This window comes from Curtobacterium sp. PhB136, from assembly GCF_004346855.1.
In the GTDB taxonomy this organism is placed as follows: domain Bacteria; phylum Actinomycetota; class Actinomycetes; order Actinomycetales; family Microbacteriaceae; genus Curtobacterium.
Genome location: NZ_SMGH01000010.1, coordinates 44,177 through 60,234 on the forward strand (window position 1 = coordinate 44,177; position 16,058 = coordinate 60,234).

Consider the following 16,058-nt stretch of genomic DNA (forward strand, 5'->3'; position numbering starts at 1 on the left):
TGTCCGTGCGGCAGCGCGGCTCCGTGTCCGCCCTGTGGTGGACAGACCGGTCCATGCTTTCGTATGGGGATCGCGCACGCTCGGAGTCGGCATCGGCCGGCGGTACGGCTGCCGTCCGGGCCGTTCCACACCGCAGGCGGGACGTCGCCCCGGTGTGGAGGAGCGGGGTACGTCGGCTCCGATCGGGGGACAAAAGTGCGCACTGCTGGGGACGGGAGGTCCTCGTCCCCAAGAGACGGCGTCCCGGTCGATCGGCTCGCGCTGCGCCCTAGCGTGCTCCGGATGCACCGTCACCGCGCATCGTCGTCGCCGTTCCTCCCTGTTCCGGCTGTTCCCGGCATCCCGCACGGGGTGCGCAGCGCACGCGGGGAGCGCGGCGCGCGGGGTGTCCGTGCCGCCGTCCGGATCCGGCCGGGCGTCGACCTCGTCGAGTTCGAGGAACTCGCGCACCTCGTCGCCGACGACACGGTGACGGATGTCCTGGTGCAGGGCGGCGCCGGCGTCTGGGCGGACCGCGGCGACGGGCTCGTCGACGGTGGGATCGTCCTCGGCGAAGCACGCACGCGGGAGCTGGCTGGCCGGCTCGTCGCATCCGGGGGCCGACACGTCGACGAGACGACACCGATCGCGGACGTCCGGCACGGCGACGGCATCCGGGTCCACGTCGTCCTCGCGCCGATCGCCGTCCGTGGCACCGCGATCTCGATCCGGCTCCCACGCGCGGAGCGGCCGACCATCGCCGACCTCGAGCGCTCCGGGACCTTCGACCGGGTCGGACCGGGCATCGTGGCGGACGCCGTGCGTGAGCGCCACAACGTGCTCGTGTCCGGTGCGACGGGCAGCGGGAAGACGACGCTGCTCGCGGCGATGCTCGCGCTCGTGCCGCACGACGAGCGCATCGTCACCGTGGAAGACGTCGCCGAGCTCCGGATCGACCACCCGCACGTCGTCGCGCTCGAGTCCCGGCAGGCCAACACCGAGGGGGCGGGCGCGCTCGGGCTCGACCGGCTCGTCCGGGAGTCCCTGCGGATGCGACCGGACCGGGTCGTCGTGGGGGAGTGCCGCGGCGCCGAGGTCCGCGAGCTCATGTCCGCGCTGAACACCGGGCACGACGGGGGCGCCGGCACGCTGCACGCCAACGGGATCGAGGACGTGCCGGCGCGGCTCGAGGCGCTCGGCGCGCTGGCCGGCCTCGAGCCGTCCGCCCTCGCCCGGCAGGCGGTGAGCGCGTTCGACCTCGTGCTGCACGTCGAGCGGCGGCGCGGGGTGCGGCAGCTGGTGGCGGCCGGGAGGCTCGTGGTCGACCCGGCCGGGCAGCTGGCGGTCGAGCGGGTGGCGGGGTCCGCGGGCGGTGGCCGGGTCGCGGGCGGTGGCGGGTTCGCGGCGGCGCGGCACGGGTGATGGGGCATGGGCGCGGGGTCCGCTCGGTCTCCGGTGTTCGACGCGGTCGGTGCTGCGCGGGTCCTCGACCGGGTGGCCGCGCTGGTCGCGGCGGGGGTGCCGCCGCCGCGGGCGTGGGTGTTCGTCGGTGCCGGTGCCGGTGTCGTTGCTGGTCTCGGTGCCGCTGCTGGTGCTGCTGCTGCCGGTCCGGGGTCGGGTGCCGGGGATCCTGCTCGGGCGGACGTCCGTGCGGTGTTGGCGGTCGCCGCGCGGACCGGTGCGCCGACCGCGCCGACACTCCGTGCGCTCGCCGCGGCGCTCCGACGCGCGGCCGCCGGGGAACGCGCCGTCCGGGTGGCGCTCGCCGGCCCCCGCACCAGTGCGAACGTCGTCCTCGCGCTGCCCCTGCTGGGGCTCGTGCTCGGCGCGCTGTGGGGGATCGACACCGCCTCCGTGCTCCTCGGGTCCCCGGTCGGGTGGGTCTGCCTCCTCACCGGCGCGGCACTCGTCGCCGTCGGCCGTGTCTGGTCCGCTCGCCTGGTCCGCGCCGCCGAGCCCGACGGTCGCATCCCCGGTGTCGTCCTCGACGCGTGGGCGGTGGCACTGTCCGGCGGCGGCGCGTGGTCCGGGGCGCGCTCGGCCGTCGAGGACGCGTTCGGTGACCGCCCGCTCGGTGCCGCCGAACGACACCGGCTCGCGGAGACGCTCGGCCTGGCGCGACGGGCCGGTGTCCCTGCGGCCGCCCTGCTCCGTGCAGCGGCGGAGGACCTGCGGGACGACGACGCGGCGGACGCGCTCGCCGCGGCGGAACGGCTCGGCGTGCGGCTCGTCGTTCCCCTCGGGGTGTGCGTCCTGCCCGCGTTCGTCCTGGTCGGGGTGGTGCCGGTCGTGATCGGCATCCTCTCCTCCACCGTCGTGGGGTTCGGCTGACCTCTCCACTGGTCTCGTTCCCGCCCGGTCCGGCGGCGCGCCGACCGCGAGGCTCGTGTGCACCGACAAGAACGAGAAAGGGACACCGCCCATGGCACTGCAACCACATCCTCCGCTCCTCCTGCACCGGCTGCGCACGCGGCTCTCGGACGACCGCGGGTCCGCCACCGCCGAGTACGCCGTCGTGATCCTGGCCGCCGTCGCGTTCGCCGGCGTGCTCGTCGCGGTGATGCGCTCGGGAGAGGTCCAATCGATCCTCACCGAACTCGTCCGCGGTGCGCTCACCTCGTGACCGCTCGGTGCCGTCGCGCCGCGGGGGCGCGGACCGGGACGCTGACCGCGGCGCTGACCGGGCCGCTGACCGGGGCGCGGTCACGGTCGAGTTCGCGGTCGCGCTGCCGGCGGTGGCCGTCGTGCTCACGCTCGCCGTCGCCGGGGTCCTCCTCGTCGACGCGCAGGGCCGGCTCCAGGTCGCGGCCGCCACCGCGGCGCGCGCCTGGGGCCGGGACGACGACGCCGCCGGACGATCAGCCGTCGATCGCCTCGCACCGGGGGCGGTGGTCGGGGTGACGCGTTCCGACGGGCTCGTCTGCGTGACGGTCACGCGCGGCACGGGGTCGGGGCCGTTCGCCGGGCTCACGCTGCGCGGCACCGGCTGCGCGGCCGATGGAGGGGGCTGACCGTGGCGCGGACGACGGCCACGGTCACGGTCACAGCGCCGGCGAGGGCGACGGCGACGGCGACGGCGGCGACGGCGGGGATGCGCGAGCGCGGGTCAGCGGGGACGCGCGAGCGCGGGTCGGCGGGGACGCGCGAGCGCGGGTCGGCGACCGTCGTGGTCGTCGCGCTGGTCGCGGTCGTCTCGCTGGTGCTCGGGTCGGTGCTCGCCGCAGCGGCGGTCCGGACGGCGTCGGTGCGCGCTCACGGCGCTGCCGACGCGGCAGCGCTCGCCGGTGCCGCGGCCGCGGCCGGGCTGCTCCCCGACGAGGTGTGCGTGGCCGCGGCCCGTGTGGCCCGCGGCAACGGCGCGGTCCCGGGTGCGTGCGAGCGCTCCGGGGCGGTCGTCCGCGTCGCGGTCGTCGCCCGCTCCGGTCCGTTCGGCGTCCGGGCGGTCGCCGTCGCCGGTCCTTCCTCAGAACCGCAGGTGCCCGGACGGCCGTCTTCCCGCGGGCATCCCCGACACTGTGTGTATGGTGTGCCTGTCGGCCCGCCGGTCATCGATGTCCCGGTCGACCCGGATGCACGTCGTCCCAGGGCCGACAGCACCATCGATCAAGGAGTCACGTGCCAGGCACGAAGAAGCTCGTGATCGTCGAGAGCCCCGCGAAGGCGAAGACGATCGCGCAATACCTCGGTGACGGATACGAGGTCCAGGCGTCAGTCGGGCACATCCGTGACCTCATCGAGCCCAAGAACCTCCCCGCCGAGTTGAAGAAGGGTTCGCTCGGCAAGTTCTCCGTCGACGTCGACAACGGGTTCGAGCCGTACTACGTCGTGTCCGACGCGAAGAAGAAGACCGTCGCGGAACTCAAGCGTGCCCTGAAGGACGCCGACGAGCTCTACCTCGCAACTGATGAGGACCGCGAAGGCGAAGCCATCGCGTGGCACCTCCTGCAGGTGCTGAAGCCGAAGGTCCCCGTCAAGCGGATGGTCTTCCACGAGATCACCAAAGAAGCGATCCAGCGAGCGCAGGAAGCGACGCGCGAGCTCGACACCGCGCTCGTCGATGCGCAGGAGACCCGCCGCATCCTCGACCGCCTCTACGGCTTCGAGGTGTCGCCGGTCCTCTGGCGCAAGGTCGGTCCCGGCCTCTCCGCCGGCCGCGTGCAGTCCGCCGCCACCCGGCTCGTCGTCGACCGTGAGCGCGAGCGCCTGGCGTTCGTCTCCGCGAACTACTGGGACCTGACCGCCCGGTTCGAGAAGACCGGCGAGGGCGCCTTCCCGGCACGCCTGGCCCGGATCCACGGCACCCGCGTCGCGTCCGGTCGTGACTTCGACGACCGCGGCAACACCACGTCCGAGGCGGTCCGCCTCGACGAAGCGTCGGCGACCGCGCTGACCGGTGTCCTCGAGCGTGCCGGGGACGCCGTCGTCCGCAGCGTCGACTCGAAGCCGTACACGCGTCGCCCCGCCGCACCGTTCACCACGTCGACCCTGCAGCAGGAAGCGGCGCGCAAGCTCCGGTTCTCCGCCAGGCAGACGATGAGCGTCGCGCAGTCGCTCTACGAGAACGGCCACATCACCTACATGCGAACCGACTCCGCGTCGCTCTCGCAGCAGGCGATCGCAGCCGCCCGGAAGCAGGCAGCGGACCTCTACGGCGCCGACACGGTGCCGGACAAGCCCCGCAGCTACGCGGGCAAGAGCAAGAACGCCCAGGAAGCCCACGAGGCCATCCGTCCCGCCGGTGACGTGTTCCGCACGCCGTCGCAGATGGAGAAGGTGCTCCGCGGCAACGACTGGAAGCTCTACGACCTGATCTGGAAGCGCACGGTCGCGTCGCAGATGGCCGACGCCAAGGGCTCGACCGCCTCGGTCGTGCTCGGCATCACGTCGTCGGAGTCCGTCGAGGGCATCGCGTCGACCGCCGCCGGCACCGACGTCGAGTTCACCGCGTCCGGCACCGTCATCACCTTCCGCGGCTTCCTCAACGCCTACGAAGAAGGCCGTGACGAAGAGCGTCACGAGGGCGCATCGGCGGCTGCGGACGCCAAGGACACCAAGCTCCCGTCGATGACCGAGGGTGACCACCTCGGTGTCGACGAGGTCGAGGCGAAGGGCCACGACACGTCGGCGCCCCCGCGCTACACCGAGGCGAGCCTGGTGAAGACGCTCGAGGAGCTCGGCATCGGCCGTCCCTCGACGTACGCGGCGATCATCTCGACGATCGTCGACCGCGGCTACGTCACCCCGCGCGGCACCTCGCTGGTCCCGAACTGGATCGCGTTCAGCGTGGTCCGGCTGCTCGAGGACTACTTCGGCGACCTGGTGCAGTACGACTTCACCGCCGAGATGGAGAACGACCTCGACCGCATCGCCAGCGGCGAAGAGGACCGGGTCGACTGGCTCAAGGAGTTCTACTTCGGTGGCGGCGACCAGCGCGGGCTCCGCACGGTCATCGACAACCTCGGTGAGATCGATGCGCGCGAGATCAACTCCGTCGAGCTCTCCCCGGGCCTGACGCTCCGCATCGGGCGCTACGGGCCCTACATCGAGACGCCGAGCGACGACCCCGAGAAGCCGCGCCGCGTCAACGTGCCGGAAGACCTCGCACCGGACGAACTCACCGCCGAGAAGGCGCGCGAGCTCGTCGAGGCACCGGTGGTGAGCGACCGCGTCGTCGGGATCAACCCGGCGACCGGCAAGGAAGTCCTCGCGAAGGACGGCCGTTTCGGGCCGTACGTGACCGAGCGCACCCCGGAGCCCGAGCCGACGGCCGACCCGTCCACCGGTGAGGTCATCGAGCCCGCCGCGACGACGACGACGAAGGCCAAGGCGACGAGCAAGACCGCCACGGCCGTGGCCGACGCACCCGCGAAGAAGAAGACGACGAAGAAGGCCGCGGCGCCGAAGGAGCGCACCGCGTCCCTCTTCAAGTCGATGGACCCGCAGAGCGTCGACCTCGAGACGGCGCTGAAGCTCCTCGACCTGCCCCGCACCGTCGGGACCGACCCGGAGTCGGGCGCCGAGATCACGGCGCAGAACGGCCGGTACGGGCCCTACCTCAAGAAGGGCACCGACACCCGGACGCTCCCGAGCGAAGACGCGATCTTCGACGTCGACCTCGCCGGCGCGCTCGAGCTCTTCGCGCAGCCGAAGTACGGCGCGAAGCGTGCCGCGAGCGCCGCGCTCAAGGAGTTCGAGGCCGACCCCGTCTCCGGCAAGCCGATCAAGGTCAAGGACGGCCGGTTCGGTCCGTACGTGACCGACGGTGAGACCAACGCCACCATCCCGCGTGGTGAAGAGGTCGAGACGGTGGACTTCGAGCGTGCGGTCCAGCTGCTCGCGGACAAGCGCGCCAAGGGTCCGGTCAAGAAGAAGACCACGACCACCCGGCGCGCTCCGGCCAAGAAGAAGTGACCGGGCGCTTCATCACGCTCGAGGGCGGTGACGGCGCTGGGAAGACCACCCAGGCCGAACTGCTCACGGCGTGGCTCGAAGCGAACGGCCGAACCGTGGTGCGGACGCGTGAGCCCGGTGGCACCGACCTCGGGCTCCGCATCCGCGAGATCGTGCTGCACGAGCGCGGCCACGTGTCAGCGCGTGCCGAGGCGCTGCTCTACGCGGCCGACCGGGCGCACCACATCGAGGCCGTGGTCCGACCCGCCGTCGCCCGCGGCGACATCGTGCTGCAGGACCGCTACATCGACTCGTCGGTGGCGTACCAGGGGGTCGCGCGCGGCCTCGGTGCCGAGCAGATCCGCAGCGTCTCCGACTGGGCCGCGGACGGACTCGTCCCCGACCGCACGGTCCTGCTCGACCTCGACGTGACCGAGGGACGTGCCCGCGTCGCCGCCGCCCGGGGCGACACGTTCGACCGGCTCGAGTCCGAGGCGGCGGCGTTCCACGAGACCGTCCGTTCGGCGTTCCTCGGGATGGCCGACGCGGAGCCGTCGCGGTTCCTCGTCGTGGACGCGGCTGCCCCGGCGGACGACGTCCAGCGGGCGATCCGCGCGGGCCTCGCACCGCTCGTCGGGATCGACGCGTGACGGACCCGCGTCCGTGCCCGCACCGTGGTCGTGGCACGTCGGTGGTCCCTGACAGGATGTCCTCGTGAGCGTGTGGGACGGCCTGACCGGGCAGGAAGAAGCGGTCGCCGCGCTCCGGAACGCCGCTGAATCACCGGACGGCACCGGCGGGATGACCCACTCGTGGCTGATCACCGGCCCGCCCGGATCCGGACGCTCCAACGTCGCGACCGCGTTCGCCGCGGCCCTCGTCGGATCCGGCCCGGACGACGACCACACGCTGCGCCAGATCACCGCGCACACCCACCCCGACGTCTCCGTCCTGACCACGCAGCGCGTCATCATCACCATCGACGAGATCCGGCAGCTCGTCACCTCCTCGTACTACTCACCGTCGGTGGGCCGCTGGCGCGTGGTGATCATCGAGGACGCCGACCGCATGACCGAGCGCACCTCGAACCTGCTGCTCAAGGCGCTCGAGGAACCGCCGGAGCGCACGGTGTGGATCCTGTGCGCGCCGAGTGAAGCGGACCTCCTCCCGACGATCCGGTCCCGCGTCCGTTCGGTGCGCCTCCGGGTACCCGGCATCGAGTCCGTCGCCGACCTCATCGTCGCCCGCACCGGGGTCGACCGCGCCCTCGCGACGGACGCCGCGCGGCAGGCCCAGAGCCACATCGGCATGGCGCAGCGCCTCGCGACGAGCTCCGACGCACGCGACCGCCGACGCCGCACCCTGCAGACCGTGCTCCGCATCCGGAGCGTCGGGGAAGCCGTGACGGCCGCAGCCGAGCTCCTCGCCGTCGCGGACGAAGACGCCAAGGCGATCACGCAGGAGCGCGACTCGGAGGAACGCGACGCCGCACTCCGATCGCTCGGCGTCGAACCGGGCGGTACGATCCCGCCGGCGCTGCGGTCCCAGCTGCGCGCGATGGAAGAGGACCAGAAGCGTCGCGCCACCAGGAGCCTGCGCGACGGGCTGGACCGGATCCTCGTCGACGTCTCCTCGCTCTACCGCGACCTCCTGCTGCTCGGGCTCGGCGCACCGGGCGAACCGGTGAACCTCGCGATGCAGGACGACCTCGACCGGGCGCTCGGGTCGGTCCCGCCGGCCGCTGCGCTCGAGGTGCTGGACGCCGTCGCCCTCGCGCGGACCCGCATCGCCGCGAACGTCGCCGCACTGCTCGCCCTCGAAGCGCTGCTCGTCACGATCGTCCGCGCACTGCGCTGAGCAGGGCCGCCCAGGCACAGCGCCGCCACGCGCGCCGAGCGACGCGGTCCGGGCGCGCTGCGGGGCCGGCGTGCGACAATCGCCCCATGCCCGATGCAGAACCCGGCCTGCGTGAACGGAAGCGACGCGCCACCCGACTCGCCATCCAGCAGGCTGCGCTCCGCATCGCGGTCGAAGGGGGCCTCGCGGCCGTCACGGTGGACGAGATCTCGCGCCGCGCGGACATCTCCCCGCGGACCTTCTTCAACTACTTCCCGACCAAGGAGCAGGCGATCCTCGGGGACGACCCGACGCTGCCGGCCGACGATGCGCTCGATGCCTTCGCAGCCGGTGGTCCCTCGGGGAACCTCCTCGCCGACGTCGGTGCACTCCTGGTGCACTCGACCGAGGAACTGATCGAGGAACGCGGTCTGATCGAGGAACGCCAGCAGGTCCTCCGCGCCAACCCGGAGCTGTTCAGCCAGCGGATGGCGTCGATGAAGGAGTTCCAGGCGGAGCTCGAGGACGTCATCGCCCGGCGGCTCACCCGCGACGACCCGACCCTCGCCACGGACGAGCGTGCACTGCGTCGTCGGGCGCGGCTGGCGTCCCTCGTGTCGCTCGCGACCCTCCGGCACGCGTGGTGGGAGTGGTCGGAGTCACCGGCCGAATCGCACCTCGTCGACGACCTCCAGCGGTCCTTCGACGAGCTCGGCGCGCTCGTTTCGCGCTCGCTGGTCTGAACCTGTATAGTCGTGTCCCGTGCCGCTCCGGGAACGGAGCGTCCGCCGCCTTAGCTCAGTCGGTAGAGCGATTCACTCGTAATGAATAGGTCGTCGGTTCGATTCCGACAGGCGGCTCCACGAAGAAGGGCCCCGATCCGCTTGCAGAAGCGGATCGGGGCCCTTTCCCGTGGTCAGGTCGCGGCGGCCATCGCCCGCTCGACCGCGGCGATCGAGAACGCCACGTCGTCGTCATCGGTGGACCAGTTGCTCACCGAGATCCGCAGGACGTCCCGGCCCTGCCAGCGCGATCCGGACATCCAGACCGCGCCCTCCCGGATGAGTTCCTGCGTGACGGCCCGGGTGTGCTCGTCGGACCCGAACGTCAGGCAGACCTGGGTGAAGACGACGTCGTTCAGCACCGCGACGCCCGGCAGCCGGGACAGTCCGGCGGCGAGGGCCTGCGCGTTCGCCACGAGCCGCTCCACCAGGTCGACGACCCCGCTGCGTCCGAGCTGTCGGAGTGCCGCCCACACCGGCACCCCGCGGGCGCGGCGGGACATCTCCGGGACCAGGTCGAACGGCTCCGACGCGTCGGAGGGGTCGCGGATCAGGTAGGCCGTCTGCGTCCCGAGCGCCGCACGCGTGACCGACGGCCGCGCGACGATCGCCAGACCGCAGTCGTACGGCACGTTGAGCGTCTTGTGGGCGTCGGTCGCCCAGGAGTCCGCCGTCTCGACGCCGTCGAGCATCGGCCGCAGGGTGGGGCTCGCGGCGGCCCAGAGCCCGAACGCCCCGTCGACGTGCACCCAGGCGCCGTGGTCGTGCGCCACGGCGACGGCTTCGCGCATCGGGTCGAAGGCGCCGGAGTGCAGGTTGCCGGCCTGGAGACACACGATGACCGGTCCCTCCACCGACTCCAGGTGTGCGCGGAGCGCCGGGACGAGGATCCTGCCCTGGTCGTCCGCGTCCACGAGCGTCGGCGCGCCGAAGCCCAGGTACCGGAGCGCGAGGTCCAGCGAGGTGTGCCGTTCCGCGCCGACGAGCACCGTCACCGGGGGAGCGCCGATCAGCCCGGCGACGTTGACGTCCCAGCCGACCGCGTCGAGGACGGCTGCGCGGGCCGCGGCGAGGCCGGTCCAGTTCGCCATAGTCGCCCCCGTGGTGAACCCGACGTCCGACCCCGCCGGTAGCCCGAGCACGTCGAGCAGCCATCCACCGGCCACCTCCTCGATGGCGGCGGTCGCGGGAGCCGGGTACCGCATCGCGGCGTTCTGGTCCCACGCGCTGACGAGCCAGTCCGCGGCCATCGACGCCGGGAGGGTCCCGCCGATCACCCATCCGAAGAACCGGCCGGACGGCATCGCCATCAGTCCGGGCTCGGCGAGGGTCGCGAGCTCGTCGACGACGTCGGCCGCCGCGGTCGGGCCGTCCGGCAGGGGACGACCGAACGCCGCCGTCATCGCGTCGACGTCCTGCGACGGGGCGACCGGGCGATCGGGGAGGCTCTCGATCCACGCGAGCGCGTGCGCCTGGGCCCGTGCGAGTGCGGCCCGATGGTCGTCCGGATCGATGTCCATGCGGTGATGGTCGTCCCGTTCGGTCACACCCGCAAGCCCCTTCCGATGCGGACCGGCCCAGAATCCGGCCACCCACCGGACGGGAGGCGCGGTGCGGGGCCGTCCCGAGCCTCCAGGCCGGTTCTGGTCGCGACCAGGCCACGGACTGGTGCAAGAAAGCGACAGTGGTCGAGCGCTGCGCTCCCGACCACTGTCGCTTTCTGGTGGTGCTCCTCGCGGCGTGCTCAGACGTCGCGAGCGCGCGCGACCGCGATGGCGGCCGCGCCGACGGCGACGACCTCCGCGGCCAGCACGGCGAACCCGCCCCAGCCGTTCAGCACGAGCCCCGTCGTGGCACCGGTCTCGGCGGCCGGCGAGGCGTACGTGAAGAGCTGTCCGCCGGCATCCGACGGCAGGAACCGGCCGACGTCGGCGATCCACTGCGCACCGGTCAGCCCGGCGAAGATCGACAGGATGACGGGCAGCACCAGGAGGATGCCGAGGGTGATCGCGATGCCGCCGGCGCTCGACCGGACGAGCAGCCCGATGCCGTACGCGAGGAGTGCGAGCAGCGTGACGTAGACCGACGAGCCGAGGATCGGCAGGAAGACCGCCGGGTCGGCGAGGTCCGGGCGGATCCCGTTCGCCGCCTGCAGCGGCGTCGCGATCAGCACACCGATCCAGGTCGACACGACGCTCACGACGAAGGTCGCCAGCGCGAGCACGAACGCCTTCGCGAGGATCACGCCGATCCGACCCGGGTCGGCCGTGAAGGTCGAACGGACCTGTCCGGTGCCGTACTCGCCGGTGATGATGAGGACGCCGAGGACCCCGACCACCAGGGCCGTGATCGACACGCTCGCGGTGTTGACGCTCACCGTGGTGGCGTTCGCGGCGTCGGTCGGCATCGCGGCACCGTCCTGGTTCACGAACGTGCCGATGAGCACCGCCATCGCGATGGTCAGGACGACCAGGATGGCGTAGCACCAGACCGTGGACCGGATGCTGCGGAGCTTGATCCACTCGCTCCGGACGAGGCGGGGGAAGCTCAGGCCGGTGTTCGCCGGCAGGGTGGTGGTGGCGGTGGTGGCGCTCATCGGGTGCCCTCCGATCGGTACTCGACGTCGTCGCGGGTGAGGGCCATGTACGCCTCTTCCAGGCTCGCGCCCACCGGGGTGAGCTCGTGGAGGACGACGCCGGCCTGCGCGGCGATGGTGCCGACGGCGGCCGCGTCCGGGCCGACGACGAGGAACGAGCCGTCGTCACGCGGGGTGACCGCGGAGGCGGCCGGGCCGATCGCCGCGAACAGCTGGTCCGGCATCGGGGTGCGGACCACGACGCGGGAACCGCCACCGCCGGCGGTGCCGGCTCCGGCGACGAACTCCGCGATCGGGGCGTCGGCGAGCACCCGCCCGCGGCCGAGGACGACGACGCGGTCGGCGGTCTGCGCCATCTCGCTCATCAGGTGGCTCGAGAGGAAGACCGTGCGGCCGTCGGCGGCCATGCGCCGGGCGAGCTGCCGGACCCACACCACACCGTCGGGGTCGAGCCCGTTCACCGGCTCGTCGAGGATGAGGGTGCGCGGGTCACCGAGGAGCGCCGCGGCGATCCCGAGTCGCTGCCCCATGCCGAGCGAGAACCCGCCGACGCGCTTGCGAGCGACCGAGTCCAGCCCGGTCATGTCGATCACCTCGTGCACGCGGGACTTCGGGATGCCGTGCGTCGCCGCGAGCGAGAGCAGGTGGTTGTACGCGCTCCGTCCGGAGTGCACCGCCTTCGCCTCGAGCAGCGCCCCGACCTGGCGGAGCGGGTCGCGGAACTCCCGGTAGGGACGCCCGTTCACGGTGGCGCGACCGGCGGTCGGCCGGTCCAGCCCCATGATCATGCGCATCGTGGTGGACTTCCCGGCGCCGTTCGGGCCGAGGAAGCCGGTCACGCTGCCCGGCCGTACGACGAACGAGACGTCGTCGACGGCGAGCTTCGGACCGTAGCGTTTGGTGAGATGGTCGACTTCGATCACGGCGGCCACGGTACGGCAGCCCGCCGGGGCCGCACGTCCCCCTCGGGATGGAGATCCCGCCGCTGTGTCAGGCCGGGCCGAACTCGTGCACGCGGGCTTCCCACGGCCGGAGTTCGCCGGCGAATTCCGGTCGGCCGAGGTTGCCGAGCACGAGCGTCTCGAGCCGGCTGCCGATCGCGGCGGGCAGCATCACGACGGACGACGACAGGTTCGCGACCACGACGAGCGGCGGTTCGGACTCGTCGACGAGCGTCCGGGTGAACGCCCAGAGCGACGGGTGGTCGGGCTCGAGCAGCGCGAACTCGCCGAGCCGCACCGTCCGGGACGCGTGACGGAGGTCGATCAGCCGACGGTGGTGGTCGAACACCGAGCGGTCGCCGGCGGCTCGGTCGGCCGCGACGGTGATCGACGGCCAGCCCTGCCCCATGCCGATCCACGGGGTGACGGCCGAGAATCCGCCTGCGGGCGCGGAGTCGTCCCAGGGGATCGGCGTCCGCGCGTTGTCCCGACTGCGGAACGCGAGCGCGTCGAGGGCGTCCGGGATGGACGTCCCGCGCCCCACGGCGCCTCGGAACCAGTTCAGCGACTCGATGTCCCGGTAGTCCTCGATCCGCTCGAACCCTGCGTTCACCATGCCGATCTCGTCGCCCTGGTACACGTACGGGGTGCCGCGGTGCAGGTGCAGGACGGTGGCGAGCAGGGTCGCGGACTCGTACCGGAGCGTGAACGGATCGGCGTCGAACCCGGCAGCGGCGGCGACCGCGGCGGCACCGAACCGCGAGACCGGGCGGGGCTGGTCGTGGTTGGCGAGGTAGAGCGAGTTCCAGCCGGACTCCGCCAGCCCGGTCTGCCAGCGGGCCAGCGAGGTCTTCAGCGCCGGCAGGTCGAACGGACGGTTGTCGAACTTCGTGTCCGGGCCGTGGTCGAGGCCGACGTGCTCGAACTGGAACACCATGTCGAGTTCACGGCGTTCCGGGTCGGTGAACAGTGCCGCGTCCGCCACGGTGACGCCGGGCATCTCGCCCACGGTGAGGAGCGCGTCCCGCCCGGCGAACACCCGCTCGTGCATCTCCTGCAGGTGGTCGTGGATGCGGGGCTGCATCACGTAGCCGGCGCTGCCGTCCGACAGCGACGCCGGGTCCTTCGCGATGTGGTTGATGACGTCCATCCGGAAGCCGTCCACACCGCGGTCCAGCCAGCCGTTCATCATGGCGTAGACCGCGGCGCGGAGGTCCGGGTTGTCCCAGTTCAGGTCCGGCTGCTGGGGCGTGAACATGTGCAGGTAGTACTGCCCGGTGCCGGGGTCCCAGCTCCACGCCGGGCCACCGAACGCGGCGCGCCACTCGTTCGGCTCGTGGCCGTCGACGGGGTCCCGCCAGATGTACCAGTCGTGCTTCGGGCACGCGCGCGACAGCTTGGCGGCGCGGAACCACGGGTGCTGATCGCTCGAGTGGTTCACGACGAGGTCCATCACCAGCTTCATCCCGCGGCGGTGCACCTCGACGAGCAGCGCGTCGAACTCGTCGATCGTGCCGAACAGCGGATCGATGTCCTCGTAGTCGCTGATGTCGTACCCGTTGTCGGCCTGCGGGGACCGGTAGACGGGGGAGAGCCAGATCACGTCGACGCCGAGGTCAGCGATGTGGTCGAGGTGCTGCCGGAGCCCGGCGAGGTCCCCGACTCCGTCGCCGTTGCCGTCGGCGAAGCTCCTCGGGTAGACCTGGTAGACCACTGCGTCCGTCCACCACGGCTCTGGACCACTCACTGCTGACGCCTCCTCGCGCTCGCCCTCCCCGTCTCGTCCGACGCTACGACTGCTCAGGGCAGGTAGTACGTCGGGTTCGGCAGTTTCACGGCTCGGTCCGCTGAGCCGCCCAGCAGGTCGCTGTACTGGTCGCCCAGGTTGGCGACGACGTCGTAGTGTCCGCCGCTCCGGGATTCGATGTGCGCCCGGGTCTGCGACTTGTACTCGACCGTCGTGCACTTCGCCGTGGCGCAGGTGACGTACGACGGCTGCGTGCTCGTGCCGACCCCCGTCCACTTCGTGTAGTACGTCTGCGTGCCGTGCTGCTCCGCGGCGAACTGCGGGTACCCGACCTTCTGCAGGTTCGCGATGGTCGTCGCCTTCTGGTCGTCGTTCCGTCCGGTCAGGCCGATGACGGTGCAGCCGGAGCGCTGGGCGATCGACACGAGCGAGGTCATCGACGGGGTGGCGGGGAAGCGCTGGTCCTGCACCCAGACGTCCTGCTCGGCGGTGTCGAACACGAAGTGCATGTCGCCCACCTCCATGTCGTAGGTCCAGAGGGTGGTGTCGTCGGCGTCGAGCACGATCGCCGGGTTCCGGTGCTGGTGCCGGCCGACGGCGCACTGCGCGGCGATGACCGGCGCCTGGCGTTCGACGATCGAGCGCAGTTCGCGGATGTAGGGGGAGTCGGTCGTGTTCGCGATGCCGGTGCCCGGGTCGCCGTAGTACGTCGCGATCGTCTTCTTCACGGAGTCGATGTTCGGGATGCCCTCACCGCCCTGGTTCGCACCCGATGACCCGTCGGCCGCCATGGTGAAGTGCGTCCGCGGGGACAGCGACGGCTCGGAGACGCCCGGCAGGTCCGTCGAGGGCAGGTAGTACGTGGGGTTCGGCAGCTTGAGGCTCCGGTCCGCGTACCCGCCCTGCAGGTCGCTCCACTGGTCGCCGACGTTGAGCGTGATGTCGTAGCCGAGGTCCTGCTCGATGTGCTTGCGCGTGAGGGCCTTGTACTCGACGGTGGTGCACGACGCGGCGGCGCACGAGATGTAGGACGGCTGCGTGCTCGCGCCGACCCCGGTCCACTTGGTGAAGAAGTTGGCGCTCGTGAAGCCCTGGTACCCGACCTTGGTCAGGTTCGCGACGGTGGCGGCCTTCTGGTCGTCGTTCCGGCCGGTCAGCCCGAACACCGTGAAGCCCATCTTCGCCGCGGTGTTCACGAAGCCGACCATCGACGGGGTGGCGGCGAAGCGCTGGTCCTGCACCCAGACGTCCTGTTCCGCGGGGTCGAACACGAAGTGCATGTCCGCGACTTCCATGTCGTACGTCCACAGGGTGGTGTCGTCGGCGTCGAGGACGATCGCCGGCTTCTCCCCGCGCCGCACCGCACGGTCGTGGATCTGCCGCAGCTGCTTCGTCTGCCGGTCCACGATGGACCGCATCTCGCGGATGTAGGGGGAGTCGGTCGTGTTCGCGATGCCGGTGCCCGGGTCGCCGTAGTACGTCGCGATCGTCTTCTTCACGGAGTCGATGTTCGGGATGCCCTCCCCGCCCTGGGTGGTGCCGGAGGAGCCGTCGGCCGCCATCGTGAACGAGGTCCGCGGCGTCAGCCCGGCATCCGGGTCGTGCCCGTGTCCGGGGGAGCCCCACCCGTGTGCCGATGCGGGAGCGGCACCGACGACGGTCGACGTCACGACGAGGGCCGCGCCAGCGGCGGCGATGGAGAGGAACCGGGAAGTGGACGCGAGTCGGCGCATGGGTTTCCTGATCTGGGAGCGGCGACCCCCGGTCGGGGGACGTGGCAGCACGCT

At 72.1% G+C, this 16,058-nt stretch carries 14 protein-coding genes and 1 tRNA gene; 10 read left to right on the forward strand and 5 right to left on the reverse strand.

What is annotated here, in order from left to right:
- The first annotated feature begins 282 nt into the window (after positions 1-282).
- From EDF27_RS17195 to EDF27_RS17240, 10 genes are all read left to right on the forward strand, one after another.
- On the forward strand, positions 283-1,401 hold the full coding sequence (locus EDF27_RS17195; protein ID WP_123702652.1) for a TadA family conjugal transfer-associated ATPase: 1,119 nt from the start codon (positions 283-285) through the stop codon (positions 1,399-1,401).
- 33 nt (positions 1,402-1,434) lie between these two features.
- Complete coding sequence (locus tag EDF27_RS17200) at positions 1,435-2,310, forward strand: hypothetical protein (RefSeq protein WP_132050181.1); 876 nt, start codon at positions 1,435-1,437, stop codon at positions 2,308-2,310.
- Between the two features lie 91 nt (positions 2,311-2,401).
- A complete protein-coding gene (locus EDF27_RS17205; RefSeq protein ID WP_123702369.1) occupies positions 2,402-2,602 on the forward strand; it encodes a DUF4244 domain-containing protein in 201 nt (66 codons plus the stop codon).
- A complete protein-coding gene (locus EDF27_RS17210) occupies positions 2,586-2,990 on the forward strand; it encodes a TadE family type IV pilus minor pilin (RefSeq protein ID WP_132050183.1) in 405 nt (134 codons plus the stop codon). Before EDF27_RS17205 ends, EDF27_RS17210 begins: the two co-directional genes overlap by 17 nt.
- A 2-nt stretch (positions 2,991-2,992) precedes the next feature.
- Positions 2,993-3,619 carry a hypothetical protein gene (locus EDF27_RS17215; RefSeq protein ID WP_132050185.1) on the forward strand — a complete coding sequence of 209 codons (627 nt, stop codon included), beginning with the start codon at positions 2,993-2,995 and terminating at the stop codon, positions 3,617-3,619.
- Positions 3,595-6,390, forward strand: a complete 2,796-nt coding sequence (topA, locus tag EDF27_RS17220; protein WP_132050187.1) for a type I DNA topoisomerase — start codon at positions 3,595-3,597, stop codon at positions 6,388-6,390. The genes EDF27_RS17215 and topA overlap by 25 nt, the downstream gene beginning before the upstream one ends.
- Positions 6,387-7,019 carry a dTMP kinase gene (gene tmk / locus EDF27_RS17225; protein ID WP_132050189.1) on the forward strand — a complete coding sequence of 211 codons (633 nt, stop codon included), beginning with the start codon at positions 6,387-6,389 and terminating at the stop codon, positions 7,017-7,019. Before topA ends, tmk begins: the two co-directional genes overlap by 4 nt.
- 64 nt (positions 7,020-7,083) lie before the next feature.
- On the forward strand, positions 7,084-8,226 hold the full coding sequence (locus EDF27_RS17230) for a DNA polymerase III subunit delta' (RefSeq protein WP_123656059.1): 1,143 nt from the start codon (positions 7,084-7,086) through the stop codon (positions 8,224-8,226).
- Between the two features lie 86 nt (positions 8,227-8,312).
- Positions 8,313-8,948, forward strand: coding sequence for a TetR/AcrR family transcriptional regulator (locus tag EDF27_RS17235; RefSeq protein WP_132050191.1), 636 nt, complete (start codon positions 8,313-8,315; stop codon positions 8,946-8,948).
- A 44-nt stretch (positions 8,949-8,992) separates the two neighbouring features.
- Positions 8,993-9,068, forward strand: a tRNA-Thr gene (locus EDF27_RS17240).
- A gap of 53 nt (positions 9,069-9,121) precedes the next feature.
- Here EDF27_RS17240 and EDF27_RS17245 read toward each other — a convergent pair.
- The 5 genes from EDF27_RS17245 to EDF27_RS17265 all read right to left on the reverse strand — a co-directional run bounded on the left by EDF27_RS17245 (position 9,122) and on the right by EDF27_RS17265 (position 16,004).
- Positions 9,122-10,507, reverse strand: coding sequence for a pyridoxal-dependent decarboxylase (locus EDF27_RS17245; RefSeq protein WP_132050193.1), 1,386 nt, complete (start codon positions 10,505-10,507; stop codon positions 9,122-9,124).
- A 224-nt stretch (positions 10,508-10,731) separates the two neighbouring features.
- Positions 10,732-11,583 carry an ABC transporter permease gene (locus EDF27_RS17250; RefSeq protein ID WP_123702381.1) on the reverse strand — a complete coding sequence of 284 codons (852 nt, stop codon included), beginning with the start codon at positions 11,581-11,583 and terminating at the stop codon, positions 10,732-10,734.
- Positions 11,580-12,506, reverse strand: a complete 927-nt coding sequence (locus tag EDF27_RS17255) for an ABC transporter ATP-binding protein (protein WP_123656068.1) — start codon at positions 12,504-12,506, stop codon at positions 11,580-11,582. The genes EDF27_RS17250 and EDF27_RS17255 overlap by 4 nt, the downstream gene beginning before the upstream one ends.
- Before the next feature lie 67 nt (positions 12,507-12,573).
- Positions 12,574-14,271, reverse strand: a complete 1,698-nt coding sequence (locus tag EDF27_RS17260; RefSeq protein WP_243698408.1) for an alpha-glucosidase — start codon at positions 14,269-14,271, stop codon at positions 12,574-12,576.
- A 53-nt stretch (positions 14,272-14,324) separates the two neighbouring features.
- Positions 14,325-16,004: an HAD family acid phosphatase gene (locus EDF27_RS17265; protein ID WP_132050195.1), complete on the reverse strand. Its 1,680-nt coding sequence runs from the start codon at positions 16,002-16,004 to the stop codon at positions 14,325-14,327.
- Positions 16,005-16,058 lie beyond the last annotated feature (54 nt).